Origin of the sequence: Bacillus halotolerans (assembly GCF_004006435.1) — a bacterium.
GTDB lineage: Bacteria > Bacillota > Bacilli > Bacillales > Bacillaceae > Bacillus > Bacillus halotolerans.
Genome location: NZ_CP029364.1, coordinates 3,608,147 through 3,634,084, shown reverse-complemented (window position 1 = coordinate 3,634,084; position 25,938 = coordinate 3,608,147). Strand labels below are relative to the sequence as shown.

Annotated in this window: 30 protein-coding genes; 4 read left to right on the top strand and 26 right to left on the bottom strand. The window is 43.5% G+C overall.

Annotated elements, in window-relative coordinates:
• Window positions 1-3 precede the first annotated feature (3 nt).
• The 10 genes from prmA to gpr all read right to left on the bottom strand — a co-directional run bounded on the left by prmA (window position 4) and on the right by gpr (window position 11,788).
• A complete protein-coding gene (gene prmA / locus DIC78_RS18695) occupies window positions 4-939 on the bottom strand; it encodes a 50S ribosomal protein L11 methyltransferase (RefSeq protein WP_106020120.1) in 936 nt (311 codons plus the stop codon).
• A 24-nt stretch (window positions 940-963) separates the two neighbouring features.
• Window positions 964-2,091 carry a molecular chaperone DnaJ gene (gene dnaJ / locus DIC78_RS18690; RefSeq protein ID WP_024122101.1) on the bottom strand — a complete coding sequence of 376 codons (1,128 nt, stop codon included), beginning with the start codon at window positions 2,089-2,091 and terminating at the stop codon, window positions 964-966.
• A 196-nt stretch (window positions 2,092-2,287) separates the two neighbouring features.
• Window positions 2,288-4,123: a molecular chaperone DnaK gene (gene dnaK / locus DIC78_RS18685; protein ID WP_127696754.1), complete on the bottom strand. Its 1,836-nt coding sequence runs from the start codon at window positions 4,121-4,123 to the stop codon at window positions 2,288-2,290.
• Between the two features lie 23 nt (window positions 4,124-4,146).
• Complete coding sequence (gene grpE, locus DIC78_RS18680) at window positions 4,147-4,710, bottom strand: nucleotide exchange factor GrpE (protein ID WP_024122103.1); 564 nt, start codon at window positions 4,708-4,710, stop codon at window positions 4,147-4,149.
• 72 nt (window positions 4,711-4,782) lie between these two features.
• Window positions 4,783-5,814, bottom strand: a complete 1,032-nt coding sequence (hrcA, locus tag DIC78_RS18675) for a heat-inducible transcriptional repressor HrcA (RefSeq protein WP_095713313.1) — start codon at window positions 5,812-5,814, stop codon at window positions 4,783-4,785.
• 80 nt (window positions 5,815-5,894) lie between these two features.
• Complete coding sequence (gene hemW, locus DIC78_RS18670) at window positions 5,895-7,034, bottom strand: radical SAM family heme chaperone HemW (protein ID WP_127696753.1); 1,140 nt, start codon at window positions 7,032-7,034, stop codon at window positions 5,895-5,897.
• A 55-nt stretch (window positions 7,035-7,089) separates the two neighbouring features.
• Window positions 7,090-8,925 (bottom strand): translation elongation factor 4, encoded by a 1,836-nt coding sequence (gene lepA / locus DIC78_RS18665; protein ID WP_044154493.1) that lies wholly within the window; start codon window positions 8,923-8,925, stop codon window positions 7,090-7,092.
• Between the two features lie 133 nt (window positions 8,926-9,058).
• Complete coding sequence (locus tag DIC78_RS18660) at window positions 9,059-9,397, bottom strand: YqxA family protein (protein WP_024122107.1); 339 nt, start codon at window positions 9,395-9,397, stop codon at window positions 9,059-9,061.
• Window positions 9,398-9,413: 16 nt separating this feature from the next.
• Window positions 9,414-10,619: a spore autolysin SpoIIP gene (spoIIP, locus tag DIC78_RS18655; protein WP_095713315.1), complete on the bottom strand. Its 1,206-nt coding sequence runs from the start codon at window positions 10,617-10,619 to the stop codon at window positions 9,414-9,416.
• Between the two features lie 62 nt (window positions 10,620-10,681).
• Window positions 10,682-11,788, bottom strand: a complete 1,107-nt coding sequence (gene gpr / locus DIC78_RS18650) for a GPR endopeptidase (protein WP_044154490.1) — start codon at window positions 11,786-11,788, stop codon at window positions 10,682-10,684.
• A gap of 203 nt (window positions 11,789-11,991) precedes the next feature.
• On the opposite strand from gpr, the gene rpsT reads away from it, so the two are divergent.
• A complete protein-coding gene (gene rpsT, locus DIC78_RS18645) occupies window positions 11,992-12,258 on the top strand; it encodes a 30S ribosomal protein S20 (RefSeq protein ID WP_010335003.1) in 267 nt (88 codons plus the stop codon).
• A gap of 14 nt (window positions 12,259-12,272) precedes the next feature.
• Here the strand turns inward: rpsT and holA are convergent, their stop codons facing one another.
• Together holA and DIC78_RS18635 are read right to left on the bottom strand one after the other, a co-directional pair.
• Window positions 12,273-13,316 (bottom strand): DNA polymerase III subunit delta, encoded by a 1,044-nt coding sequence (holA, locus tag DIC78_RS18640; RefSeq protein WP_103672292.1) that lies wholly within the window; start codon window positions 13,314-13,316, stop codon window positions 12,273-12,275.
• Window positions 13,317-13,355: 39 nt separating this feature from the next.
• On the bottom strand, window positions 13,356-13,505 hold the full coding sequence (locus DIC78_RS18635; RefSeq protein ID WP_003229985.1) for a hypothetical protein: 150 nt from the start codon (window positions 13,503-13,505) through the stop codon (window positions 13,356-13,358).
• A gap of 40 nt (window positions 13,506-13,545) precedes the next feature.
• On the opposite strand from DIC78_RS18635, the gene DIC78_RS18630 reads away from it, so the two are divergent.
• Entirely contained in the window at window positions 13,546-13,680 is a 135-nt protein-coding gene (locus tag DIC78_RS18630; RefSeq protein WP_010335005.1) for a YqzM family protein, read from the top strand.
• 38 nt (window positions 13,681-13,718) lie between these two features.
• On the opposite strand, the gene DIC78_RS18625 is transcribed toward DIC78_RS18630, so the two are convergent.
• The 3 genes from DIC78_RS18625 to DIC78_RS18615 all read right to left on the bottom strand — a co-directional run bounded on the left by DIC78_RS18625 (window position 13,719) and on the right by DIC78_RS18615 (window position 17,306).
• On the bottom strand, window positions 13,719-16,049 hold the full coding sequence (locus tag DIC78_RS18625) for a DNA internalization-related competence protein ComEC/Rec2 (RefSeq protein ID WP_127696944.1): 2,331 nt from the start codon (window positions 16,047-16,049) through the stop codon (window positions 13,719-13,721).
• Window positions 16,050-16,052: 3 nt separating this feature from the next.
• Window positions 16,053-16,622 carry a ComE operon protein 2 gene (locus DIC78_RS18620; RefSeq protein WP_010335007.1) on the bottom strand — a complete coding sequence of 190 codons (570 nt, stop codon included), beginning with the start codon at window positions 16,620-16,622 and terminating at the stop codon, window positions 16,053-16,055.
• A gap of 66 nt (window positions 16,623-16,688) precedes the next feature.
• Complete coding sequence (locus tag DIC78_RS18615) at window positions 16,689-17,306, bottom strand: helix-hairpin-helix domain-containing protein (RefSeq protein WP_127696752.1); 618 nt, start codon at window positions 17,304-17,306, stop codon at window positions 16,689-16,691.
• A gap of 83 nt (window positions 17,307-17,389) precedes the next feature.
• Between DIC78_RS18615 and comER the strand changes: the two genes are divergently transcribed.
• Window positions 17,390-18,211 carry a late competence protein ComER gene (comER, locus tag DIC78_RS18610; RefSeq protein WP_024122113.1) on the top strand — a complete coding sequence of 274 codons (822 nt, stop codon included), beginning with the start codon at window positions 17,390-17,392 and terminating at the stop codon, window positions 18,209-18,211.
• Between the two features lie 64 nt (window positions 18,212-18,275).
• Here comER and DIC78_RS18605 read toward each other — a convergent pair whose 3' ends face one another.
• Genes DIC78_RS18605 through DIC78_RS18570 form a run of 8 tightly spaced genes read right to left on the bottom strand, consistent with a single transcriptional unit; the run spans window position 18,276 to window position 23,286 of the window.
• Window positions 18,276-19,019, bottom strand: coding sequence for a class I SAM-dependent DNA methyltransferase (locus DIC78_RS18605; protein ID WP_106020124.1), 744 nt, complete (start codon window positions 19,017-19,019; stop codon window positions 18,276-18,278).
• Window positions 19,016-19,372 carry a ribosome silencing factor gene (rsfS, locus tag DIC78_RS18600; protein WP_044154484.1) on the bottom strand — a complete coding sequence of 119 codons (357 nt, stop codon included), beginning with the start codon at window positions 19,370-19,372 and terminating at the stop codon, window positions 19,016-19,018. The genes DIC78_RS18605 and rsfS overlap by 4 nt, the downstream gene beginning before the upstream one ends.
• A 17-nt stretch (window positions 19,373-19,389) precedes the next feature.
• A complete protein-coding gene (gene yqeK / locus DIC78_RS18595) occupies window positions 19,390-19,950 on the bottom strand; it encodes a bis(5'-nucleosyl)-tetraphosphatase (symmetrical) YqeK (RefSeq protein WP_024122116.1) in 561 nt (186 codons plus the stop codon).
• Window positions 19,940-20,509, bottom strand: coding sequence for a nicotinate-nucleotide adenylyltransferase (locus tag DIC78_RS18590; RefSeq protein ID WP_010335014.1), 570 nt, complete (start codon window positions 20,507-20,509; stop codon window positions 19,940-19,942). Before DIC78_RS18590 ends, yqeK begins: the two co-directional genes overlap by 11 nt.
• 10 nt (window positions 20,510-20,519) lie before the next feature.
• A complete protein-coding gene (gene yhbY, locus DIC78_RS18585) occupies window positions 20,520-20,810 on the bottom strand; it encodes a ribosome assembly RNA-binding protein YhbY (RefSeq protein ID WP_024122118.1) in 291 nt (96 codons plus the stop codon).
• Window positions 20,810-21,646 (bottom strand): shikimate dehydrogenase, encoded by an 837-nt coding sequence (gene aroE, locus DIC78_RS18580; protein ID WP_038954228.1) that lies wholly within the window; start codon window positions 21,644-21,646, stop codon window positions 20,810-20,812. The genes yhbY and aroE overlap by 1 nt, the downstream gene beginning before the upstream one ends.
• 18 nt (window positions 21,647-21,664) lie before the next feature.
• Window positions 21,665-22,765, bottom strand: coding sequence for a ribosome biogenesis GTPase YqeH (gene yqeH / locus DIC78_RS18575; protein ID WP_024122119.1), 1,101 nt, complete (start codon window positions 22,763-22,765; stop codon window positions 21,665-21,667).
• 2 nt (window positions 22,766-22,767) lie between these two features.
• Window positions 22,768-23,286 (bottom strand): YqeG family HAD IIIA-type phosphatase, encoded by a 519-nt coding sequence (locus DIC78_RS18570; protein ID WP_003226126.1) that lies wholly within the window; start codon window positions 23,284-23,286, stop codon window positions 22,768-22,770.
• A gap of 361 nt (window positions 23,287-23,647) precedes the next feature.
• On the opposite strand from DIC78_RS18570, the gene sda reads away from it, so the two are divergent.
• A complete protein-coding gene (sda, locus tag DIC78_RS18565) occupies window positions 23,648-23,788 on the top strand; it encodes a sporulation histidine kinase inhibitor Sda (RefSeq protein WP_003226124.1) in 141 nt (46 codons plus the stop codon).
• A 137-nt stretch (window positions 23,789-23,925) separates the two neighbouring features.
• On the opposite strand, the gene DIC78_RS22025 is transcribed toward sda, so the two are convergent.
• From DIC78_RS22025 to DIC78_RS18555, 3 genes are all read right to left on the bottom strand, one after another.
• Window positions 23,926-24,060 (bottom strand): hypothetical protein, encoded by a 135-nt coding sequence (locus DIC78_RS22025; RefSeq protein ID WP_010335019.1) that lies wholly within the window; start codon window positions 24,058-24,060, stop codon window positions 23,926-23,928.
• Between the two features lie 77 nt (window positions 24,061-24,137).
• A complete protein-coding gene (locus DIC78_RS18560; protein ID WP_105953571.1) occupies window positions 24,138-24,869 on the bottom strand; it encodes an SGNH/GDSL hydrolase family protein in 732 nt (243 codons plus the stop codon).
• Between the two features lie 246 nt (window positions 24,870-25,115).
• Window positions 25,116-25,868, bottom strand: coding sequence for a peptidoglycan recognition protein family protein (locus DIC78_RS18555; protein ID WP_127696751.1), 753 nt, complete (start codon window positions 25,866-25,868; stop codon window positions 25,116-25,118).
• Window positions 25,869-25,938 lie beyond the last annotated feature (70 nt).

Sequence of the window (25,938 nt, the reverse complement as noted above, 5' to 3'; positions counted from 1 at the left end):
CTGTTATTTTTTTGCAATAATGCTGACCCAATCTTCCATTGAGAGGATTTCCACAATGGTAAAACCAGCCTGTTCCAATGCTTCTTTTACCTCTTGCTTTTTTTGGCCGATAATTCCTGAAGTAATAAAGTGCCCGCCGTCTTTCAGCAGATGATAAGCCTGTGAAGTAAAACGAAGGATGACTTCAGCCAAAATGTTGGCAACGATCACATCATGTTCTCCTGAAATCCCGTCTAACAAATTATTTTGTTTGACTTGAGCTATATCGCTAACCTTGTTTAACTTCAAATTGAGACGTGCGCTTTCTACAGCAACGGGATCAAGATCATAGGCATGAACCGATTCAGCCTCAAGCATTGCAGCCGCAATACTTAAAATTCCGGAGCCTGTGCCTACATCAATCACCTTATCACCCTTTTGCACAAAGCGTTCAAGCGCCTGAATACAAAGTACGGTTGTCGGGTGTGTGCCTGTTCCGAATGCCATTCCCGGGTCCATTTCAATAATCAGCTCATCCGTATGTACCGGCGTATATTCCTCCCACGTCGGCACAATCGTAAACTTTTCAGAAATTTTCACAGGGTGGTAATACTTTTTCCAAGCAGTCGCCCATTCCTCTTCGTTCACTTCGGAAATGGTGATATGGTTTCTGCCCAAATCAATATCATAAAGAAGCAGATTATTAATTGTTTCTTTAATGCCCTCTACCGTTTCTCCAAGAAAGCTGTTGACCGGCAGATACGCTTTGACAATGACACCCTCGTTCGGATAATCATTGGGGTCGAGCTGGTAGATTTCCCCGTACACATTCTCACGTTCTTTAATTAAATCAAGCGGGTCCTCTATCACAACCCCACTCGCACCAGCTTCATGCAAAATATTTGAGATAGGTTCGACCGCTTCATGTGTTGTGTGAATGCTTAATTCGGACCATTTCAAAACTACCAACTCCTCATCCAATAATTAATCGCCTTTAAACGCGCGTTTTACCTTATCAAAGAAACTCATTTCCTGTTCATCAGGCAGGTTTCCGCTGACTTCGGCAAATTCGCGGATAATATCTTTTTGTTTATCTGTCAAGTTTGTCGGAGTGACAACGCGGACGACGATATGCTGGTCACCCTGTCCATAGCCTCTGACATTTTGAACGCCTTTGCCTCTTAATCTGAATTTTGTTCCTGTTTGTGTACCGGCAGGGATTTTCAATTTCACTTTCCCGTGAAGCGTCGGAACTTCCACTTCATCTCCAAGCGCGGCTTGAGCAAACGTTAACGGCATTTCACAGTAAATATCATCTCCGTCGCGCTCAAAGAATTCGTGGGCGCGCACGTGGAATACGACAAATAAATCCCCGGCAGGGCCGCCGTTTACGCCTGGTTCACCCTGTCCTGAGAGACGCAGCTGCTGCCCGTCATCTACACCGGCAGGAATTGTGACGTTGATTTTTTTGCGTTTTTTGATTTTTCCTTTGCCGCCGCAATCCGCACATTTGTTTTTAATGATTTTACCTGTACCTTCGCAGTGGTGGCAGACTCGTCTGTTGACAACTTTACCGAACGGCGTGTTTTGCTCCACATTTAGCTGACCGGAGCCTCCGCAGTGTGAGCACGTTTCCGGATTTGTACCAGGTTTCGCCCCTGAGCCTTTACATGTATCACACGTTTCCTCACGTGGAATCTCGATGGTCGTTTCTTTTCCGAAAACGGCATCCTCAAATGACAAAGTCATCGTATATTGCAGATCCGCCCCTTGACGCGGTGCATTCGGATCTCTTCGTCTAGTGCCGCCGCCGAAAATACTTGAGAAAATATCATCGAAACCAAAACCGCCGAAGTCGCCGCCGCCAAAACCGCCGCCGCCGAAGCCTTGGTTAGGATCAGTATGGCCAAATTGGTCGTAATGAGACCGTTTTTGGTCATCAGACAGCGTTTCGTATGCTTCTTTGACTTCTTTAAACTTTTCATCTGATCCGGCTTCTTTGTTAATGTCAGGATGATATTTTTTTGACAGCTTTCGATAAGCCTTTTTTATTTCATCCTTTGAAGCGCTCTTACTTACACCCAGCACTTCATAGTAATCACGCTTACTCATCTACTTCACTCTCCCGAATTTCTCACATAAATTAGATTGTATCATTTTGAATTATGATTTTTCAATTCCTTTTATCCCGGGCAAGAAAAAAAGTCAAAGCCAAGAGATGCCTGACTTTGACTTTCTAACCATTGAATCAGATTATGAAATATGTTCTTTTCAGCCAGCCCAAAAGCGGGCTGACTCAGAAAGAAACTTATTTTTTGTTTTGGTCGTCGTTTACTTCTTCGTATTCAGCGTCGACAACGTTGTCATCAGCTTTGCCTTCAGCGTTTGCTCCGTCTTGAGCTTGCTGTGCTTTAGCAGCTTCTTCATAAAGCTTCATAGAAAGCTCTTGAACGATTGCTTGAAGCTCATCTTTTTTCGCTTTGATCTCTTCAAATTCGTTTTTCTCAATCGCTGCTTTTATGGCGTCTTTGGCATCGTTGGCTTTTTTCACTTGTTCTTCGTCCACTTTGCCTTCAAGATCTTTTAATGTTTTCTCAGTTTGGAAAACAAGCTGATCTGCTTCGTTGCGGACTTCGATTTCTTCTTTTTTCTTCGCATCAGCGTCAGCATTTTCTTCCGCTTCTTTTACCATGCGTTCGATCTCATCATCAGAAAGACCTGAAGAAGATTTGATTGTGATGTTTTGTTCTTTTCCTGTGCCTAAGTCTTTTGCTCTTACATTTACGATACCGTTTTTGTCAATATCGAAAGAAACTTCGATTTGAGGCACGCCGCGCGGTGCTGGCGGGATATCAGTAAGCTGGAAGCGGCCGAGTGTTTTGTTGTCGGCAGACATTGGGCGCTCACCTTGAAGAACATGGATATCAACAGCTGTTTGGTTATCAGCAGCAGTTGAGAACACTTGTGATTTGCTTGTCGGAATTGTTGTGTTGCGGTCGATCAGTTTTGTGAACACGCCGCCCATTGTTTCAATACCGAGAGAAAGCGGTGTAACGTCAAGAAGAACAACGTCTTTTACGTCACCAGTGATAACGCCGCCCTGAATTGCAGCACCAAGCGCTACAACTTCATCCGGGTTTACGCCTTTATGTGCTTCTTTTCCAGTTTCTTTTTTGATTGCTTCTTGTACGGCAGGAATACGAGTTGATCCGCCGACAAGGATGACTTTGTCGATTTCGCTTGCAGAAAGTCCTGCATCTTGAAGCGCTTGACGGACAGGGCCCATTGTGCGCTCTACTAAATGAGAAGAAAGCTCTTCGAATTTAGCGCGAGTTAATGTAAGTTCAAGGTGAAGCGGTCCTGCTTCTCCAGCTGTGATAAACGGTAAAGAAATTTGCGTAGAAGATACGCCGGAAAGATCTTTTTTCGCTTTCTCAGCTGCGTCTTTCAAACGCTGAAGCGCCATTTTGTCTTTTGACAGATCAATGCCGTTTTCTTTTTTGAATTCAGACACAAGATGATCGATGATGACTTGGTCAAAATCGTCTCCGCCCAGACGGTTGTCACCGGCAGTTGAACGAACTTCGAATACACCGTCGCCAAGTTCAAGGATGGAAACGTCGAATGTACCGCCGCCAAGGTCGTATACCAGGATCGTTTGATCTTCATCTGTTTTATCAAGTCCGTATGCAAGCGCTGCTGCAGTCGGCTCGTTGATGATACGTTCTACTTCAAGACCTGCGATTTTACCAGCGTCTTTTGTCGCTTGACGCTCAGCATCGTTAAAGTATGCAGGAACTGTGATAACTGCTTTTGAAACTGTTTCGCCAAGATAGCTTTCAGCGTATGATTTAAGGTGTTGAAGGATGATAGCAGACACTTCTTGAGGAGTGTAATCTTTTCCTTCAATTTCAACTTTGTAATCTGTACCCATATGGCGTTTGACAGACATAATTGTGTTAGGGTTTGTGATAGATTGGCGTTTAGCCACTTCCCCTACTTGGCGTTCGCCGTTTTTGAATGCGACAACTGATGGAGTTGTGCGGTTTCCTTCAGCGTTAGCAATAACTTTAGGCTCGCCGCCTTCAAGTACTGCCACACATGAGTTTGTTGTACCTAAGTCGATTCCGATAACTTTACTCACTTGAATAACCTCCTGCTATGTAATTATTGATTCACTTTTACCATGGAAGGGCGAATGACGCGATCCTTCAGCTTGTAGCCTTTTTGCATTTCCTCAACGACAATGTTGGAGCCGTAGTTTTCATCTTCAGCCTGCATAACGGCTTGGTGAAGGTTCGGATCAAATTCCTGTCCTACAGCTTCGATTGCTTCTACGCCTTCTTTATTCAAGGCTTCTACGAGCTGGCGGTGGACCATTTCCATTCCTTGGAGCAAACTTTTCGTCTGTTCATTGTCGGCTTCAACCTGAAGCGCTCTTTCAAAGCTGTCAAGAGCCGGCAGCAATTCAGTAACGATGTTTTGAGAACGGTATTTCTGTGACGCTTCCATTTCTAAGCGGCTGCGTCGTTTATAGTTTTCAAAGTCTGCTTGAACACGCAAAAGTTTGTTTTCCTTTTCCTCAAGCAAACCTTGCAATTCGTTAATTTGATTTTGAAGAAGTTCGCTTTCGTTTGTTTCTTCCTGCTGTTCTTCAGCGGCAGCTTGTTCTTCGATTACTTCTTGCTCTTCTGTTTCGTTTTGTTCCGCGGTTTGTTTTTCTTCTGACATTGTGTTCACCTCCCTCAAAAGTGTAAGGAGAAGGGCGGGTGATGCCCTTCGATAAAATTTGCCAAATTTCCCTTACTCATCATACAAACTTGTTAATGCTTTTGACAAGTCTGAAGTCACATGCTGAAGCAGACTGACCACCCGTGAATAATTCATACGGGTTGGTCCGATGATCGCAATTGAGCCTATTTGCTTCTTATCTACTGAATAAGAGGCTGTAATCAGGCTGCAGTTTTCCATCTCTTCATAGTCATTTTCTTTTCCGATTTTAATCGAAATGCCTGTATCTGAAGATTGGACGAGCTTCAAGACGTCCTGCTCCTTTTCGATTAGAGAAAGCAGCGACCGCACTCTGCCGATATCATGGAACTCGGGCTGGTTCAGCATATTGATTTTCCCGCCGAAAAACAATTTTTCAACGTGACTTGTCGAATGAAATGTTGAGCGCAGCGCTTCAAGGATGTTGTCGTAGTTCTTAATGTGCTGCCTTAAGTACATGACAACTTCTTTAAAAATGCGTTCATTCAGTTCATCCATCGGAACACCGGTTAAACGGTCGTTCAGTATATTTACCAGCTTTTCAATATCAGACAGATCCATTTTGGTTGGAAAATTAATCGTTTTATTTTCCACATGCCCCGTATTGGTTACGAGAATGGCTACCGCTTTATCGGGCTGAATCGGTATGATTTGAATCTGTTTAAGATAATTCTCGCTCAACTTCGGCCCGAGTACGATAGACGTATAATTCGTAAGATCGGACAAAATTTGTGCTGATTTTTGAACTGTCTTTTCCAGCTCGAATATTTTTTCTTTGAAGATCGAGTGGATTTGGTCTAGGTCGGTTTTTGTCAGTTTGACGGGCGACAGCAAATGATCAACATAATACCGGTACCCTTTTTCCGACGGAACACGTCCTGAGGAAGAGTGGGTTTTCTCAATAAAGCCCAGCTCCTCCAAGTCAGCCATCTCGTTTCTTATTGTTGCAGAGCTAAATGTGATTTCATCTTTTTTCGAAAGAGTTCTAGATCCGACCGGCTGCGCCGATTTAATAAAATCGTTGATTATGACCTGAAGGATCAGCAGCTGACGATTTGTTAACATCATCATCACCTCTGTTAGCACTCTCAACAAGCGAGTGCTAAATCTATAACAAAAGTATCAAACCACAAGAAAAATGTCAATTATAACTCACCCAAAAAAGCGCCAAAAACTTCATTACCCAATAATTTTCCCTGATGAGTCAAACAAACGGCAGATTCTGTGTTAAGAATCAGTTCCTTTTCAGACAGCTCTTTTAAAACGCCGGGAAACAGTTTATCAAGAGAACGACCGTATTTCTCTTCAAACCGTTTTTTGCTGACTCCGGATGTTTTTCTTAATCCTAAAAACATCTCTTCTTCAATTTGTTCTTCCATCGTCACTTCATGTGTATCGCGATAAGGAAAACCTTTTTCAGCTATCAGGTCAATGTAATGCTTAACAGGTCCGACGTTTACCGTTCGAATTCCGCCGATATACCCGTGGGCTCCTGCTCCGAAACCGAAATATTCCTCGTTGCTCCAGTACGTCAGATTGTGCTGAGATTCCATGCCTTGCTTTGCAAAATTGCTGATTTCATATTGATGAATACCGGCAGCTTCCATCCGGCTCATCACCGTTTCGTACATTTCGGCTTCCTGTTCCTGCGCCGGCAGATGAAGCCGCCCTTTTTGCATCAAATTATAAAATACCGTTTTCGGTTCTACAATGAGAGAGTAAACGGAATAATGCTCTGCGTTCAGGGATAAAGCAGTTTTTAAAGAATGATCCAGATGTTTAAGCGTTTGTCCGGGAAGACCGAACATCAAATCGAGACTGATATTTTCAAAACCAATTTCCCTTGCACGCTCAAAAGATGCAAATACGTCTTTTTGTTTATGCACCCGTCCGATTTTTTCTAGAAGGTCGTCTTCAAATGTTTGCACACCGAAACTTAAACGATTAACGCCCGCTTCTTTGAGTATTTTCAATTTTTCTGCTGACAGGTCGTCAGGGTTCGCCTCAACAGCGAATTCTTTTAAAGAGTCTGAAGGCTTCAGCACACGGCTGACCATGTCCATCAATTTTTTGAGTTGGTCCTCAGAGAGGGATGTCGGCGTGCCTCCTCCGATAAAAATCGTATCCAAATCAGGCTGCCCCGTTTTTTCTATCGTATTTATTATTTCCTTCTCGAGTGCGTTTAAATACTCGCCGACGGGCTGGCTTTGAATAAAATATTTATTGAAATCGCAGTAGTGGCAAATATGCTCACAAAATGGAATATGGATATAAGCTGATTTCAATGTATTCACCTTCTTTACAGAAAGAAGCCGCAGTACAGGACTGCGGCGGCTTCTATTATTTTTTCGGACTGTCGTCCATTTTCAGGACCGCCATAAATGCTTCTTGCGGCACTTCAACTGAGCCAACCTGCTTCATTCGGCGTTTTCCTTCTTTTTGTTTTTCAAGAAGCTTCCGTTTCCGCGAGATGTCTCCGCCGTAACATTTAGCCAATACGTTTTTACGCATCGCTTTAATGGTAGAGCGGGCCACGATTTTTTGGCCGATCGCCGCTTGAATCGGTACTTCAAAGTGCTGGCGCGGAATGAGCTCTTTCAGTTTTTCTACAATTACTTTTCCGCGTTCGTACGCGTAATCGCGATGCACGATAAATGAAAGGGCGTCGATTTTTTCTCCGTTCAGCATTATGTCCATCTTGACAAGTTTAGACGGTTTGTAGCCGATCAGTTCGTAATCAAAGGACGCGTAGCCTTTTGTGCTTGATTTCAGCTGATCAAAAAACTCATAGACGATTTCCGCTAATGGCATGTCATAGACAATGCTGACACGATTTGCGTCTAAATATTGCATGTCGATAAAATTGCCCCGTTTTCCTTGGCAAAGCTCCATCACCGCACCGACATAATCGTTCGGCACCATCATTGTCGCTTTTACATACGGCTCCTCGATTCTTTCGATCTTTTGTGGGTCAGGCATGTTGGACGGGTTGTCGACAACAACCTTTTCGCCGTCTGTCATATACACATCATAGATAACACTCGGTGCCGTTGTGATCAGGTCGATTTTAAACTCACGCTCAATCCGCTCCTGGATGATTTCCATGTGAAGCATACCTAAAAATCCACAGCGGAAACCGAATCCGAGCGCTTGGGATGTCTCTGCTTCATATTGAAGCGATGAGTCATTCAGTTCAAGCTTCTCAAGAGCTTCCCTTAAATCGTTGTATTTGGCCGTATCGATCGGATACAAACCGCAATACACCATCGGGTTCAGCTTGCGATATCCAGGCAATGCTTCGGCAGCTTGATTGGCCGCGCTTGTTATCGTGTCACCGACGCGTGTGTCACCGACATTTTTGATCGCAGCAGTTAAAAAGCCTACATCGCCGACGGTCAGTTCATCTGTCGGAGTTGCTTTCGGCGTGAACACACCGACTTCTGTCACTTCAAACTCTTTGCCGGTTGCCATCATTTTGATTTTTTGCCCCGGCTTTACCGTTCCTTCAACGACTCTGATATAAGCCACGACACCGCGGTAAGCGTCATAAAGCGAGTCGAAGATCAGCGCTTTAAGCGGCGCCTCTGGATCTCCGGTCGGAGCAGGCACCTTTTCTACGATCTGCTCTAATATCTCTTCAATCCCGATCCCGGCTTTTGCTGAAGCGAGCACGGCTTCCGATGCGTCAAGGCCGATGACATCCTCCACCTCTTGGCGAACTCGTTCCGGCTCTGCGCTTGGCAGATCGATTTTATTAATGACTGGAAGAATTTCAAGGTCATTATCAAGTGCCAAGTAAACGTTCGCAAGCGTCTGCGCTTCAATTCCTTGCGCCGCATCCACGACAAGTATCGCTCCTTCGCAGGCAGCAAGGCTTCGGGATACTTCATATGTGAAATCGACGTGTCCCGGTGTGTCAATCAGGTGGAAAATATATTCCTCTCCGTCTTTCGCTTTGTATTTAAGCTGAACAGAGTTTAATTTAATGGTAATGCCCCGTTCGCGTTCAAGATCCATAGAATCAAGCAATTGTTCTTTCATTTCTCGTTGAGTGATTGCCGACGTTTTTTCTAAAATTCGATCCGCTAAGGTCGATTTTCCGTGGTCAATATGGGCGATGATGGAGAAATTCCGAATTCTCGACTGCCTCTCTAAACGCTTTTCTTTATCTGTCACAATCTATCACTCCTACTATTAAACGCAAAATACACTAGCTTAGATTATATCAATAGGATTGTAAAGATTCAATGTAAAACAAGAAAGAGAAAAGTTCCCTCTCATACTGGGGCTGCTTTTCTCTTTCAAGCACTTATTTTCTCATATCCCGTATCCATTCATACATCGATTGGGCTGTGTTTGTCACTGTGTCAGAAAGCGTTTTTCCGGCTTTAGAGAAAACGTTAAAGGTTTCCACCTGTTCCAGCTCTTTTTGTTTTTCTTCTAAATCTTTCGAGGTTACTGTTTCCCCTAAAACGGTCGCTTCTTTTTCATTATTTTCTCCGTCTGTGAGCGTAAACGCGCCTTTCAGTGAAGGATCATGATAGCCTTTCATGCTCAGCATGCCGTTATTCGCCTGCTGCATGCCGAACAGGACGCCTATAAACATCATCGCCACAAGAAGCAAGCATTTGCCAAGATATGCAATCAACTCGACCACCTATTTCTTATTGTTTTTTCGTCTCGCCGCTTTCAGCGTTAACCTTTTCAGCATCCCAGTACATTTCGCTGAATACGTCAGCGGTTGCGTCAGCCGCCCGCTGCAGCTCTTCGAGATTGTTATCCACTCCGCCGAATTCAAGCAAAAGCGCTCTGTCGTTTAAGTCTTGGTTGTAAACTCCGTTATCGCCTGGTGAGCCTTTAGAAAAGACCCCTGTGCTGAGTCCTGGGTATTTTTTCTCCATCAGCTTGTGAAGCTCACTTGCAATTTTGTAGTTTTCTTCGAAATTCTTGCTTTTTTTGCCGACCACAAACGCCACCCGGGCATAGCTTTTCCCTTTAATGGTTGCCGTCGTATTTTTCTTGCGCCTGGAGTCTCTATGGATGTCAATGATATATTGCAGATTTTTATTTGACGCAAGGGCTTCCTGCACGACCGGCCTTGATTCATCATAGGATCTGGCATAATTCAACCCTTTTTTGCTCAGTTTTGCCTGTATATCCGTTTTATTAACTGTGGCTCCGATACCTTGAGATTGCAGCGCTTTTCCGAACATGTCTCCCACGAGGGTGACGTTTGCTTTAGAATGACGCGCCATATCGGGGTCGGTCTCACCTTTTAATAACGGGAGATAAGATTCTGTATTGTGCGTGTGATAGATAAAGACAACCTTCTTATCGCCGGTTGTTTGTTTTGGCGGGTCTTTTTTCGTATTGTCTGTTTGCGTCTGCTGTTTTTCAATCTCCGCCAAATTCGCTTCTCTTTCTTCCTGCATCACCTTTGAAGGCGGCGGGGATTCCGACGGCATGTTTGTATAATCGGTGCCTTGTCCCGCTAAAAGAATCTCTGTGTCAAATTGCGCAAACCCAGGCAGCTCGCGTCCAAGAAAACTTCGCGGATCTTCGAGATTAATACTTGTCGCCAGCTTTAAAGAAAGACGTGATAGATGAAATGAGCTGTCGGTTTGAGAAAGGTCAGAAGCGAAATAATGGTTTTCCATCCGCAGCAAGTGTGCAAATACGTCACCCGGCAGTTCGTCGGCAATCCCGTAAAAAGAGTCAGACGAAGGCCTGAGTTCCGGCCGGAGAGACGTCAGCACACCAGATAAAACAAAAATCACTACTAGGCTTGCGATAAATAGAAAGATCGCCTTTATCGCTTTCCCGCCATTCACTGCAACAACAATTTGTCTGTTTCTGCGTTTATTTCTCATTGAATCCCTCCAGCGCTTGTCTAGTAATTACTCTATGAACAAGCTAGAGGAAGTAGAACCGTTTAGTGATTATAGGAGCCTTTGTTTTCTTGAGACACCTTTTCATGAAGCGCTGTATTTAATCCGTTTGCCAGCACATTTGCCATATCGTCAATAAATGAATCGACTTCCTTCGGCGTGACCATCAAATTATGGCCCAGAGGCGCCAGCACCTCATGAATGAGCTGCCGCTTTTCGTTTTCTTCAAGAGTCCCGACAATGCCGAGAAACGATTGACGCTGTTTTGGGTCGGGAAGATCCTCTTCAGTAAGCACTTTCTTTTTCCCAAACGTCATTCCCGCCGGAACAAGCGATCTCGACGGACTGTCATCTCTCATTTCTCTGCCAAAATGCTTTAATATGTAGTCAACCGTATCGCTGGCAATTGTTACCGCGTCAACGACTGTCGGTACACCGATTGCAATGACAGGTACGCCCAGGGTGTCCTTGCTCAAGTCTTTGCGTTTATTTCCAACGCCTGACCCCGGGTGAATTCCTGTATCTGATATTTGAATGGTTGTGTTGACCCTTTCTACCGCACGCGCCGCAAGTGCATCAATGGCAATCACAAAATCAGGTTTTGACTGTTCGATTACCCCTTTAATAATGTCGCTTGTTTCGATGCCTGTAATTCCCATGACACCAGGAGCAAATGCGCTAACTGGCCTGTAGCCCTCCTGCACATTTTCAGGCTGGAGTTTAAATAAATGTCTTGTCACCAATAGATTTTCTACAGCCATCGGACCGAGCGCATCAGGTGTCACGTTCCAGTTGCCGAGGCCGACAATTAAACAGCTCGCATCCTTTGAGATCTTAAGGCTTTCCAAAAAAGCTGAGAATTCTTCCGCAAATACAGCAGATACTTTCTCTTGCATTTCCGAGTCATTTTCTCTGATTCCTTGAGCCTCAATCGTTAAATAACGTCCTTCTTTTTTTCCTGAAAGCTCAGCGCCTTCCTTCGTGATATCAACAGTGCGGATTTTTATTCCGCCATGATCGCGTTCTTTTTCGATAAAACCTTTTATCTCTTTTGCAGGCACAGCCTGCTGATTAGCCATGGCTTCCTTCGTTTCAACCGCTAAATCCGTACGTACCAAATACTGATTTACATCCAGCTCACTCTTTTTCATACAGGGCCTCCTTCGATATTCAGTATCCATATTGTTTCCATTTATAAAATGAATCATGCTTAAAAGCATTCCTTCAATGAAAAATACTTTACATTTATATTGCAATCTAAAGGTGTGTTTGATAGAATACAATTTGTTCTATTGTGAAGAAGATTTAACCTTAAGACACTGTGCTACAGGTTGTATCTTAGGAGGTGAAACACATGCCAAACATTAAATCAGCGATTAAACGTACAAAAACTAATAACGAACGCCGCGCTCATAACGCGACAATCAAATCTGCTATGCGTACTGCAATCAAACAAGTTGAAGCTTCTGTTGCAAACAACGAAGCTGACAAAGCGAAAACTGCTCTTACTGAAGCAGCTAAACGTATTGATAAAGCAGTGAAAACAGGTCTTGTACACAAAAATGCCGCAGCTCGATACAAATCAAGACTAGCGAAAAAAGTGAACGGACTTTCTGCATAAAACAAAAACGATCCTCAATGATGAGGATCGTTTTTTTCATTTCTTTTTAACAGCTGCAAGAGAAAAAGCTCTAGTAAAAGCTGCTTGTCCTTTTTCCCGGTTTTCATCTCATAGTCCATAACGGCAAGCTGTTCAACAATAGACCGAAGCTCGGCTTCTGAAAAAAGTCTCGCTTGATCCATCGCCAGCTTTACCCGGAATGGATGCACCTTTAAATTAGAGGCAATCTGTTTTTGGCCGTACCCTTGTTCCGCGAAATATTTCGTCTGCAGGATCAGCCGGAACTGGTTCGATATAAGAGCCATAATTTTGATCGGTTCTTCATTTTGTTTGAGCAAATCATAAAAAATTTGCAGACTCTCAGTTCGTTTCCGATTGACGATTTTATTAATCAGTTCAAAGATATTTTGTTCCAGGCTTCTCGCCACAAGCATTTTCACATCATCCAGCGTAATTTCTTCACGGTCTCCAATAAACGTGCAGAGTTTCTGAATCTCCTGAAAAAGAGATGACAGATGCCCGTTTACAAGCAAAACCAAATGCTCTGCCGCCTCGGTGCCGATCGTTTTCTGCTCGGTTCTCGCCAGATTGATCGTAAAGTCTGTCGTTTCCTTCGCGTTTAATTCCTTTGCCTCCATCATGAACGCCTGCTTTTTTAGCGCTTTGGTCAGTTTTTTCCGCTCATCCAGTTTTTCATAAGGCGCAAGCAGAACAAAGACCGTATATGGTGCCGGTGATTGTATATACGATTCAAGCGCACTGACGTTGTGCTCAACTTTTTCTTTCTTTTTCTCACCCGTTAAAAAATATGGATTTTTCACAATGACAAGGCGCCGCTCCCCCATAAACGGGAACGTTTCAGCGTCGGCAATCGCCTGATCAAGCGGGTCTTCCTCCAAATCAAAAACAGACAGGTTGAAATCTTTCGTCTCTTGATCAATCACCGTCTGTCTGATCCTGCTGACGGTTTCCTGGAGCAGATACGTCTCTTTTCCGTATAAACAATAAACCGGATGGACTTCTCCTTTTTTCAGGCTTTTCCACACATCAAATACCATTGTTGTACGACTTCCTCTCTTTCATCATCCCCTTCTATCCTAAATTGAGTTTGCAAAATAGTAAAGAGGAAGCCTGACAGCTGCTTCCCCATTTATATTAAACGCCTGTTCGCAAGCCCCCGGGACAGCTTGTAAAAAGGCGATAATCACCAGAACAGAAAACGTTACCTTAGCTTCTAGATTTTTCAAAACGATTCCATTATACTTAAGTCAGTCAGGGGGGATGAAATTGAATGATTTTGAAAAAAACGTTCAAAGCAAACGAAATGATGCTGTAGATTCAGCGGTTGGTTTTGTTGTGTCCTTCGGATTTTTCGCCTTATTGTTTGTCATGGCAACGGTTATTCACCTGGTTGGTTCATAACACGACTGCCCGGGCTGCTGATTTCTCGGCAGTCTTTTTTAATTCGTCTCTGTCATATCTGATGTATCATATGGAGGATAAACAGAAAAGGTTCCAGATCCGCTTTTGTACGTGTATTGGATCGTGCCGCTTTGATCAGTGCGCAGCACACGAATGGATCGGCTCTTTAACAATTGAAGAACTTCTTGATGCGGATGATGGTACCTATTGTTTTCACCCGCTGAGATGACCGCCGTTTTGGGCTGAAGCTGTTTGATGAATTCTTCACCGGTCGAGCCCTTGCTTCCATGATGCCCCACCTTTAACACATCCGCTTTTATATTTGGGAACACATCGATAACCTCCTGTTCCCCCTCTTTTTCCAGATCACCCGTCAGGAGCCAGCTGATCCTGCCTGTTTTCATCCATAGAACGAGAGAAGAATTATTTTTACTTGCCGGATCAGGCGTTTCCGGTGACAGCACATGAAACTGTAAGTCCTTTATTTGCAATACATCACCCCGCTTCACCTCTTCAATTGCCACACCCTCCTGTCTGGCAGTCCGCAGCACTTTCTCATCATGAGGTTCAGAAACAAACCCTTTCGGAATGATGAGACGCTTCACTTTATGATGCTTCAGCAAAACCTCTGCCTCTCCGATATGGTCTTGATCTGCGTGCGTCAGTATCAGCGCATCAAGCTGCTTGATGCCCTTTGCCGTTAAAAAAGGGATCAGCACCTTTTCCCCCAGTGAAAAAGGATGCTGTTTTTCCCGCCAAGGCTCTGACGAATAAGACAAAGTGCCTCCCGTATCAATTAAAACACGGCCTTTCTGATACGGTGCACTGACAAACATACTGTCACCTTGTCCGATATCAATCATATCTACTTCTCCCTCGGAACTAACATAAGGGGAAACAAAGAGCAGGATAAGCGTTGCACAAAAAAGGCCTGTGGACACTGTCAGCCGGGGAAATGAGGGTTTCTCAATACTCATAAGCAATATGATGACAGTGAGCGTGAATAAGAGAAGAAGAGCAGGTGCAGCGCGAGAGATGATGATTGTGAATATTTCTATATCAGCGATTTTAGTGATCAGTCTGTTGATCCAGGTCATCATTACATCAAACCAATAGAACAGAAATTGACCGACGGACGCTGAAAAAAATAATAGAATAACTCCTATAATAGCAGCCGGTAAAATACAGAATGTATAAAAAGGCACCAACACCATATTCATTGGAATGCTAATGATAGAAAACTGCTGAAAATGATACAGAAGAATGGGTAGTGAGCCTAGCTGGGCAATAACAGATACAATCGTCAGCTGTCCCAGACTCGTTTTGATATGCTGAAAAATAGACAATGAGAGAATTAAAGAAAAACTGACCGCAAATGAAAGCTGAAATCCAGCTTCAAAAAGGTAGTAGGGATTAAAAAGCAAGAGGACAATATACGAAAGACAGATTACCCCGGCAGAATTCACCCGCTGCTGAAAAAGGCTTCCCGCTAAGTAGATGCCGGACATCAGAGCGGCTCGGAGAACAGAAGGCGCTGCACCTGTCAAAATAACATAGATCGGCAGAAACAAAAGCAATAGGATTGACGCATTTTCTCTTGTTATGCCCAGACGGATCATTGCGTAAAATAGGCCTGCTGTCAAAATCCCGATATGGAGTCCTGAGATGGCTAACAGATGGACAACACCTAGACTTTGGTAAGCATTAAGCACATCGTCATCTAAATAAGATCTTTCACCTACTGTAAGCGCCTGTACGATTCCTGCTGAATCTGGCGGAAGCTGCGTGTTCGTAAATGATACGATGTATTTTCTCAAACTGAGAAGCTTATACCGGACATCTGAAGGCTCGCTGCAATTTCCAATAGATGTGACAGAATAGCTCCAATGAATATGCTGCCGGTAAAGATACTGTTGATAATCAAATGTTCCCGGCACTGTTGCTTGTTTTGGCTTCTCCAAAGTACCAGTCAATTCGCATGCCATACCCGGCTCTAGATGTGACAGTTTGTCTTTTTCAGCTAAAGACTGAATCCGATAAGAGGCAGCCCATTTTTCGCCATCGGGCGTCTTGATCAGCATAGACATCCGATCCCCGTCAATTTTAGGAATACTATGAATAACCGCCTTGAAGTGATAGCTGCCCTGCTGATACGAAGAAGTATTTTGAGAATCTGTGATCTTAAACAGGGCAACATTGAGTACAAAAGAGAATAAACAAACAAAAATGAGTGGAGCGTGCCTTGTTTTGATTGACACAATAAGAAGAAAGAGGAAGAAGAGAAAGACAGCGGAGAAATAAGAGGCGGCAGCAATTCCAGCCGTTGCTGAAGCTGCCGCCAAAGGCAATAATAGACGCGAATTCCGCATCAATCACACATAACTCGTAAAAAGTTTATTAGCCTGTTCATGTATTTTCTTCAAATCTTCCTCTGCAAGACCGGCATCCGCTAATTTTTCTAAAAGCCCCGCTACAAATGAAAGCTTTTCTCTGTTTTTCAGATCAACGATCATTTCATCGAGTTCAACCTGTTCAACCGTAACGCCTGATTGCTCAAATAGCTCCTGGGCATACGGATGTGTTTTATAATCCTCAGCGTAATATACTGTTTTGATACCGGCTTGAATGATAGACTTACAGCATTGAATACACGGATAGTGCGTGACATATATCTCCGCTCCATCTGTCGGCACTCCAAATTTAGAGCATTGAAGAATCGCATTCATTTCCGCGTGAATCGTTCTCGCGCAATGATCGTCTATCATTAAGCATCCTTCGTCCGCGCAATGTACGCCGCCTGCGATTGATCCGTTATAGCCTCCTGCAATCATGCGTTTATCTCTGACAATGGTAGCGCCGACAGACAATCTCGGGCAGGTGCTGCGCAGTGCCAGTAAATGGCTTTGAGCCATAAAATATTGGTTCCATGAAATTCGTTCCACGTTGTTCCCTCCAAATGTTGTGTTGCCTGTTCTTTAGTTTACCTATCCTCATGCATGACCGTCAATTCACTTTACTGTAATGGAAGACTTTATTTTTTCAAAAGATTTTTCGCCAATTCCCGAAACCTTTGTGATATCTTCGATTGTCTGGAAACGCCCGTTCTCTTCCCGATACGCAATAATCGCTTCGGCTTTTGAAGGCCCTACTCCCGAAATGTTTTGTAAATCCTCTAATGTTGCTGTGTTGATATTGACCAAAGTCTCCTTCCCCGTACTGCTTTGTACAGCACCGCCGGCCGCTTGCTGTGCCGCCTCTTCTCCCTTACTCGGTATATACACCACTGTACCGTCCTGTAAAAGTTCCGCCAAATTCACTTGCGTTTCATCTGCTTTTTCACCAATGCCGCCTGCTTTCTCAATAGCCTGCGATACTCTGTCTCCCGTATGCATTTCATAAACGCCGGGATGCTTAACAGCGCCTTTTATATCGATTACAATATTTTCTTCCGCTTTGTCTTTTGTTGCTTCCTGCTTGACCTCCTCATTTTCCTTTTCACTAGATACAACTTGTTTTACAGGCTCTTTGTTATTTCCGCTGAAAAAAAAGAGGCAAAGAACTGCAATGAGAACAGCAGCAGAGCCAACTGACATGATTATCGTTTTATGTTGATTCAACCAATTCAACTTGCATGCGCCCCGCTTTCGTCATATTTTGTTTCTTTATCACATATGGTTTAGAGGATAATAGCTCAAAGGAGGGGAAATCATTGAAGATTGGCTTTATCGGCACTGGAAATATGGGTACGATCCTTATAGAATCATTTATTGAATCACAAGCAGCCGATCCCTCAAACATCACAATCACAAACCGCACAATTGAAAAAGCGTTGAAGATAAAAAACCGCTACAACAGCTTAAACGTAACAGAGAGCCTTGAAAAGCTTGTTGCAGAAAATGAGATCATTTTCATCTGTGTAAAGCCGCTTGATATATATCCATTATTGTCAAGGGCAGTCCCTTATTTAACAAAGGATCACATTCTCATTTCAATTACAAGCCCGCTTCAGACTGATCAGCTGGAACAGTATGTGCCATGTCAAGTGGCACGAGTTATCCCGAGTATTACAAACCGGGCGCTTGCTGGCGTTTCTCTTGTCACCTTCGGTAAAAGCTGCGGGGAGGCAGCAAAAACAAAAATCAACGAGCTGATGAAGCACATTTCTAATCCGCTGCAAATTGAAAGTGACATCACAAGAGTAGCGTCAGATATCGTAAGCTGCGGACCCGCTTTTATGAGCTATCTGGTTCAGCGGTTTATAGATGCAGCCGTTACGGAAACGTCAGTGTCTAAACAGGACGCTATACTCATGTGTAAAGAAATGCTTGTCGGGCTGGGGAAACTGTTAGAAACCGAATTGTATACCCTTCCTGCATTACAGGAAAAAGTTTGCGTAAAAGGCGGCGTGACAGGAGAAGGCATTAAAGCACTCGAAAGCGGTGTACAGGATATGTTTCATCGGGTGTTTCAAAATACGCATTTGAAGTACGAAGAGGATATTTCCGCGGTGAAGAAGCAGTTTCATGTGTAAACGAGTATGTCATAGCCGTCTGTTGTATGCAAAAGGGTAAAAAGGCATTTTAAAAACCATCGTCTTAGTAAACGATGGTTTTTGATTTCTGTGCTTTAAAGAACAGGCGCTCAGATTGTGGTGACGGCGCTGAATCGGTAAAATCAGCGGTAACCTTATGAAGCTGAAAGCCGCAGCTTGCCAGCATTTCTTCGTATTCATCCACTCGGAACGTTCTTTGCTCATGTGTTTCGTCGAGGCGGTCGTACGCCTCTCCGTTCCAAACAAAAAACGACATATCATGAATGGCGGAAAGCTCTTCACTTCCGGCAAAGCTTTGCCAAATATAGCTGATATCTTCGTCCTGATCAGCAAACGTGCTCCCAGGAAAAACCTCGGTTATTTTATATGGTGAATGAACATCAAACAGCAATATGCCGTCCGGCTTCAGCACCTGAAATACACTTTTAAAGGTATTCATTACGTCATTTTTCGTTTTTAAATAGTTCAAGGAGTCACAGCAGATCACAACCGCGTCAAACTGGCCTTCAAATCCGGTAATCTCTCTCATGTCCTGCTGAAGGAAAAGAATCGGCTGTTTAGCTGGTACTTTTTGCTGGGCGTAAGAAAGCATTTCTTCACTGAGATCAATCCCGGTGACTTCAAAGCCTTTTTCGGCAAGCCGGATTGAAATTTCTCCGGTGCCGCATGCCAAATCGAGAATACGGCCTTTTTCCGGTAGAGATGCTTCAATCCACTTTGTCCATTTGTCGTAAGGTGCGTGAGACATTAACTCGTCATACACGCTTGCAAAGCCTTGGTAAATCATTGGTTCAATCCAAGTTCCAGGTCTGCGAGCGGAGCGTCTCCCCACAGTTTTTCTAGGTTGTAATAGCTTCTTTCATCCTTATGAAACACATGGGCAATGACATCCCCAAGGTCAACTAATACCCATCTTGCTTCATCGAAGCCTTCCATCTTTTTGACTTCAATGCCGTTTTCTTCAGCCTGGTCCTTGATTTCACGCGCAATGGCCTGCACTTGTTTGTCTGAATTACCGTGGCAGATCAGAAAATAATCCGCAACCAGAGAAATTCCTTCCATATCTAGTGCTAAAATATCCTCTGCCCGCTTATCGTCGCAAGCCGCAGCTGCAATCTTTAAAATGGACGTTTGATTCATTCACATATTCCTCCTGTTCATTTGCCAGACACAAGCCAGTTATAAGTTAAACATGTATCTGGGAAAACCTGTTGATTTTTTTTCATTAGAAAAATCATTGTATTTTTGATCGACTGAATCAACGCTTGATTCAAATCCGTTTCTGCAAGTTCACGCACCTCATCGACACCGGGAAATTTACGGCCTGGTTCAATATAATCAGCAACGTAAATGACTTTTTCCAAAAGCGTCATGCCCGGACGCCCAGAGGTATGATATCTGATCGCGTCAAGAATATCTTCGTCATGAATTCCCGCTTCTCTCTGGACTAGGTAAGCGCCGACCGGAGCATGCCACAGTTCCGGGTTGTGATCCAACAGATGCGCGGGCATTTTTTCTCTGGCTATAATTTGTTTCATTTCTTCTTTCGGGCGGAATTTGGCGTAATCATGAAAGATAGCCGCCGTTTCCGCTTTTTTGGAGTCGGCGCCAAAGCGCTCCGCAAGTTCAATCGCCGTGTTCATTACGCCAATTGTATGGATATATCGATGCTCGGTCAATTGCTGCTTGACGCAGGCAAGTGCCTCCTCACGATTCATATAAACCATTCTCCTCTACATACTTCTTCACTTTATCAGGGATTAAGTAGTCAGTGGGCTTCTTGCTTTTAAACCGTTCCCTTATCATAGTCGATGATACCTCAAACTCCGGAACGTCTGCAAAGAGAAGCGGATAAGGGGTTTCAACATGAAAACCGGGGCGCTTTACTCCGATAAATTGAATAAGATTCAGCAGCTCGTCCAGCTTATACCATTTCGGCAGGTATTCAATCATGTCAGCACCGATAATAAAGAAAAGCTGATCATTCGGATATCGCTGCTTTAGTAAAGAAACGGTATCAAAGGTATATGACGGCCCTTCTCTTTCCATTTCAGCCAGCTGCAGCTTAAAGGATGGATTAGACTGAATAGCAAGCTTCAGCATTTCCACCCGATGAGTGCTGTCTGTATAGTCTTCATCCTGTTTATGCGGAGGAATTTGATTGGGCATAAACCAAATTTCGTCGAGCTCCGCCTGATACAGCACCTCATTCGCCATTAAAAGGTGACCGTTATGCGGAGGATCAAACGTGCCTCCGAAAATTCCGATTTTCTTCATTTCAACCACCTTAAGGAAGCTCGATTTGTTTATTTTCCTTTGATTCCTTATATAAAACAATTGTATTGCCGATCGTCTGAACCAACTGTGCGCGGCTTCCTTTTACAAGAGCTTCCGCAACATCATTTTTATCGTCTTCGCAGTTTTGAAGAACGCTGATTTTAATCAGCTCTCTCGCTTCAAGCGCTTCAGAAATTTGTTTAATCATGTTGTCATTGACTCCGCCCTTTCCTACTTGAAAAATCGGGCTTAAATGGTGCGCTTTTGAACGCAAGAAACGTTTTTGTTTTCCTGTTAACATTATTTTCCTCCTAATTTCCCTACTACAATAGATCTCATTTTTTCAACATCAGGCTCATGTCCCGTCCACAAGCGGAAAGACAATGCCGCCTGCTCAACAAACATGCCGACTCCATCCAGTGTTTTCAGACCTTTTTGCTTTGCTTCTTTTAATAGTGAAGTCTGAATCGGATTATACACGATATCGCAAACAACCGCACTGCTTGCAGCACGCTGCAATGAAAGCGGAATATCTTCCACGTTTGGATACATGCCTACAGATGTTGTATGGATAATTACATCATACTGCTCAAGCCGTTCTTCTGCTTCTTTTATGCTTAACACTTCTACATTGCGGAACGAGGGAGCAGATTCTGCGAGCTGTTTGGCTTTTTCTATCGTTCGGTTGCAAATATCAAACTTTTCCGGATTGTCGCGGACGATCGTTGTAAAAATCGCTCTGGCTGCCCCGCCCGCGCCGATCATTAAGAAAGACAGTTCGGAGACTGGTTTGTCCAAAATTCTCATTAAAGATTTCACAAAGCCTTCTCCGTCTGTATTATATCCGACAAGCTTGTCTCCTTCTCTTCTGACAGTGTTAACGGCACCAAGCACTTTTGCGCTCTCATCAATATGATCGAGATGATCCATGATGGAAACCTTGTGCGGAACAGTCACATTGATGCCTTGTACACCAAGAGCTCTTATCCCTTTTACCGCATCTTCCAGACGATTCTCTTCCACCTTAAATGCATGGTAGTGTCCGTCCAAACCAAGATCCTTCAAAGCCGCGTTATGGATATCCGGCGACATGGAATGCGCAATCGGATTTCCGATAACCCCGTACAGCTTCTTCATACTCCTCTCCCCTTTTTGTTAAATTAATGAGCGCCGAACAAATACGTGAACGCCTTTTGGCGCATAAGCCGTTATTTTTTTATTCGCGTCATGCACCGTTACCCAGCCTAACCCAGAGAAAACGATATCTGTCTTTTGCTCTTTCATCGTAAACGTATGGGCAACCAGCTCTGGAAACTCATCCATATCATCTTTTCCCGGCGGTGTGAGCAATTCTCCTGCGTGCTTTTCATAAAGCGCGTCTGCATTTTCTAGTTTCGTTCTGTGAATCATTAATTCATTCGGCATATAGCAGACAAAGGCAGCTCTTTCACCTGAAACATAATCAAACCTTGCCAGTCCGCCGAAATACAGCGTTTGCTGATCGTTTAGCTGGAATGTGCGCGGCTTCAGTTCCTTTTTGGGCGAGAGTACTTTTAAATCCTTTTTGTTTACATAGTGCGCCATTTGATGATGATTGATGATTCCCGGCGTATCATAAAGCGCTGAGCCGTCATCTAACGGAATTTCAATTGCATCAAGAGTTGTACCCGGGAATTGAGATGTCGTGATGATGTTGTCTTCACCGGACACTTCCTTGATAATCCGGTTAATGAACGTTGATTTCCCTACATTGGTACAGCCGACAACGTAAACATCCTTGCCGTTACGGTAATGCTCAATCGCATCAATGACTTCTCTGATTCCCTGGCCGCGTCCCGCACTGACCAAAAATACGTCAATCGGTTTTAAGCCAAGCTCTTTCGCTTCGCGCTTCATCCACTGGATCAGCCGTTCTCTTTTGAGCGATTTAGGCAGAATATCCGCCTTGTTTCCGACTAACAATATAGGATTGCCTCCGACTAAGCGCTGCAATCCATTAATCCAGCTGCCGTTAAAATCGAAAATATCAACAATTTTAACAACGAGAGAATCAGTTTCTCCAATTCCATGAAGGATGTTTAAAAAGTCATCATCCGTTAAGGAAACGTCTTGTATTTCATTGTAGTTTTTCAGTCTGAAGCAGCGCTGGCAAATCACACTTTCTTTAGAAAGCGAAGCCGGCGGCGCGTATCCCAGACCATTTTTGTCTTCGGTTTGGATTGTGACTCCGCACCCGATACAAACAACCTTTTCCATTCTTACTCCTCCCACTGAATGTGCCCTTTTCGTTTGAGAGCACTCAGTATTCTGCGTTCGACCTGGCGGTTAAAGCGCGTAATAAAGCCATCCGAGGAAGCGACAGGCACGACCAGGATCGTATGGTAGCCGTTACGGTTCCCGCCGAGTACATCAGTCAGCAGCTGGTCTCCGATGACAACACAGTCCTCTTTTTTCAGCTCCATATTGCGCACTGCTCTATTAAAGGCTTTGCCCATCGGTTTTCTTGCTTTATAGATGAATGGTATGCCGAGCGGTTCCGAGAAAAGTTTTACTCTTCGCTCATTATTATTAGAGACAATCGTCACTTTAATGCCGTGCTCTTTCATTTCTTCAAACCACTCGATCAATCGCGGCGTCGCGTTTGGTCTGTCCCATTCAACAAGTGTATTATCCAGGTCAGTGATAATTCCTTTTACATTTCGTTCCTTTAATTTTTCAGGTGTAATATGAAAAATATTTTTAACAAACTCGTCAGGTAAAAAAAACTTTTTTAACAAAACCCGCACCCTTCCCTTTTCTTTCTCTTAAAATTCATGTCGAAAAAAATCGAACTTGCGCTTAAAGAAAAACTGAGCAAAAAAATTTCGACAAAAATTGGGTTTCTTCACCAGGTGTGGATAAATTTACACACACTATCCACTCTTATTACATCACTCTTTAGACAAATTATAAACACGATACTCACAAGTTATCCACTTTTTGGTGTGGATAACAGAACGATTGTTCTTATATGCAATTCATGGTAGATTAAAGATAATCTTCAGCTTCAGATGAACGCAACCTATAAATGTATGTCACAAAGTCATGAATGATTCCAACTATGAAGGAGGTGTCTCTCCCATTAATTGGGTTCCTAGCATGAGAAAATTGTCTGATGAATTATTAATAGAATCTTATTTCAAAGCCACCGAAATGAATTTAAATCGTGACTTTATCGAGTTAATCGAAAACGAAATAAAAAGAAGATCGCTCGGACATATTATTTCCGTATCTTCTTAATAGGAATTTGTCTATTTTTTCCGGGCGTATTTCCTTTTTTTACTCAGATGACTGATATTATATCACTTCAGTTACGCGCTTTACTACTGTTTTCAGCAAAAAACACCCCTAAAAAGAGGTGTTTCCAGGGCTGGATTTCATGTGAACCAATACACTCCGCCCACAATCAGGAGAACAACAATCAAAACAACGATAAAAGCGTATCCGTATGCTCTGCTTGCGCCATATGGCCAGCCGCCGAAAGGATACGTGTATAAATAACCGCTGTACATGTGAAGCGCGCCTCCTTAAAAATGTTTCTATAACAGCCTATGTAGGAGAAATAAAACGGCTTAGGTCTTTGTCCGGATCAGCGCTTCAGGACCTGCCCATCTTGTATTCCTTCATAAACTATCCTTGCCCCTTTAGGTGTCATATGATTGCCTGAAGGATCTATCAAGCCGGATTGGATAAGTGCTTCATCAGTAGCTTTTCCGCCGTCTGCTTCTATAAAGTGCTTCCAGTTGTCTACGAGAGGCACATTCATATGTTTCGCGACATCTCTTGTAATATCATTGTATGAGTTATGCCACTTTCTCGCCCCGCCTTTTGATTCAAAAGCAGCCGCTTTATACCTGGAATAGTAAAAGAGGTGATGCTTCCCGTTTCCTTCAATAATAGGGATACACGTCATTAAAACAGGCTTGATGCCGTGTTTTCTGCTTTCTTTTATAAAGTAAACCAGATTCTCTCTGAAACGCAGCTTTGACACTCTTGGCTTTCCTTCAGCCAGAATCCCAGCGTCATTAGTGCCAAACATAATAAAAAGATGCTTAGGTTTTTGATCGAGTACATCTGTTTGAAACCGTAAACGGGCATCTTCAGTCGTTTGTCCTCCAATTCCTGCGTTGAGGATATCAAGATTCCCGCGTTCAGCCGTTTTTAAAATATTGACCCACTGCTGCGCTTTTGGATAGTCACGATAATCCCAATTAGAGCCGCGTGTATTGCTGTCACCAAATGCTACCACGTCTTCGTATCCCTTTCCTTCACATCCTGCTGTAACGAACAGCAGAAGGAAAAGGATGAACATATACTTCATCTTTACACCCCCAAAAGCTTCATCTTTATGTTATACCTCTGTTCTGTTTCATTCAACGCAGAGTTTTTTCGTTATAGCGTTCTCTCTATTGTTAACGTGTCCCTCTCAACTAAAATCATTCTATTTCCAGTAAGGGATGAGATATCTATTTCAGTTCCCGACTTTTTCTGCGAAAAAACACTTCAAAGAGTTGAATGCAATAACCTGCTTCCGCCAGAGGAAACAGGCTACTGATTACCTCTGCATTTATTTTAATTTCGCTTTAAGCTTGGCCTTTGTTTTTGGTCCGTAGATACCATCAGCTTTTAATCCATTCATCAGCTGAAAACGTTTCACGGCATTTGCTGTTTTCGGTCCATAAATGCCGTCAATACCGTTATTCTTCGCGCCTTTATCGGGGTAAAAATGAAGGGCGGCTAAAGCCTTTTGCAGCTGAAGAACTTTAGTGCCTTTTCTATAAGGCGCAGTGAGTTTTATTACTCCTGAAGGCAGAGGATAAGATTTGGGTGATTCTTTAGATGGCGTATCAGAGGAAGAAATTCCGTTTTTGAAAGCACTCCATTGATGTAAGAGTTTGCGGGGACATTCTTTTCCAGACCATTTTTTGTGGGGAACAACACGATCCAGCGAAATATTGTGATCCTTCATTAATTTTTTGATCAGCCACTGCGCATTAGCTACTGCTTTGTCAAAATCGCCGTCTGCATTTTCACAGATTTCAATCCCGATTGATTTGCGATTCCCTGTCCCATTGGTGCCGTCGCCAGCATGCCACCCGTTTTCAGTAAGAGGAAGATGCTGATAGATGTCTGAATCGTCTACTGTAAAATGCCAGCTGACAGATGTACTTGGGTTTTTCACATAATCAGCGTGCATTTTTGCATCGGCACCTTTGGCGGTATTTGCTGTATTGTGCACGGTAATATATACAGGTGTCATCGCATAGCCGGGACGGTTATCGTTTGATTTTGGTATAGAATCCTTTTTTATCGCTACCATTTCTATCCCTCCCTACTATTAAAGAATGCAGCAACAAGAGAAATGGACAGCCTATTTTACTAGATAAAAA

Excerpts from the sequence above, each read along its gene's own strand:
- dnaJ (WP_024122101.1), bottom strand. The coding sequence starts at position 2,091 with ATGAGTAAGCGTGATTACTATGAAGTGCTGGGTGTAAGTAAGAGCGCT.
- grpE (WP_024122103.1), bottom strand. The coding sequence starts at position 4,710 with ATGTCAGAAGAAAAACAAACCGCGGAACAAAACGAAACAGAAGAGCAA.
- hrcA (WP_095713313.1), bottom strand. The coding sequence starts at position 5,814 with ATGTTAACAAATCGTCAGCTGCTGATCCTTCAGGTCATAATCAACGAT.
- spoIIP (WP_095713315.1), bottom strand. The coding sequence starts at position 10,619 with ATGAGAAATAAACGCAGAAACAGACAAATTGTTGTTGCAGTGAATGGC.
- gpr (WP_044154490.1), bottom strand. The coding sequence starts at position 11,788 with ATGAAAAAGAGTGAGCTGGATGTAAATCAGTATTTGGTACGTACGGAT.
- rpsT (WP_010335003.1), top strand. The coding sequence starts at position 11,992 with ATGCCAAACATTAAATCAGCGATTAAACGTACAAAAACTAATAACGAA.
- holA (WP_103672292.1), bottom strand. The coding sequence starts at position 13,316 with ATGGTATTTGATGTGTGGAAAAGCCTGAAAAAAGGAGAAGTCCATCCG.
- DIC78_RS18625 (WP_127696944.1), bottom strand. The coding sequence starts at position 16,049 with ATGCGGAATTCGCGTCTATTATTGCCTTTGGCGGCAGCTTCAGCAACG.
- DIC78_RS18605 (WP_106020124.1), bottom strand. The coding sequence starts at position 19,019 with ATGATTTACCAAGGCTTTGCAAGCGTGTATGACGAGTTAATGTCTCAC.
- rsfS (WP_044154484.1), bottom strand. The coding sequence starts at position 19,372 with ATGAATCAAACGTCCATTTTAAAGATTGCAGCTGCGGCTTGCGACGAT.
- yqeK (WP_024122116.1), bottom strand. The coding sequence starts at position 19,950 with ATGAATCGTGAGGAGGCACTTGCCTGCGTCAAGCAGCAATTGACCGAG.
- DIC78_RS18590 (WP_010335014.1), bottom strand. The coding sequence starts at position 20,509 with ATGAAGAAAATCGGAATTTTCGGAGGCACGTTTGATCCTCCGCATAAC.
- yhbY (WP_024122118.1), bottom strand. The coding sequence starts at position 20,810 with ATGTTAACAGGAAAACAAAAACGTTTCTTGCGTTCAAAAGCGCACCAT.
- aroE (WP_038954228.1), bottom strand. The coding sequence starts at position 21,646 with ATGAAGAAGCTGTACGGGGTTATCGGAAATCCGATTGCGCATTCCATG.
- yqeH (WP_024122119.1), bottom strand. The coding sequence starts at position 22,765 with ATGGAAAAGGTTGTTTGTATCGGGTGCGGAGTCACAATCCAAACCGAA.
- sda (WP_003226124.1), top strand. The coding sequence starts at position 23,648 with ATGAGAAAATTGTCTGATGAATTATTAATAGAATCTTATTTCAAAGCC.
- DIC78_RS22025 (WP_010335019.1), bottom strand. The coding sequence starts at position 24,060 with ATGTACAGCGGTTATTTATACACGTATCCTTTCGGCGGCTGGCCATAT.
- DIC78_RS18560 (WP_105953571.1), bottom strand. The coding sequence starts at position 24,869 with ATGAAGTATATGTTCATCCTTTTCCTTCTGCTGTTCGTTACAGCAGGA.
- DIC78_RS18555 (WP_127696751.1), bottom strand. The coding sequence starts at position 25,868 with ATGGTAGCGATAAAAAAGGATTCTATACCAAAATCAAACGATAACCGT.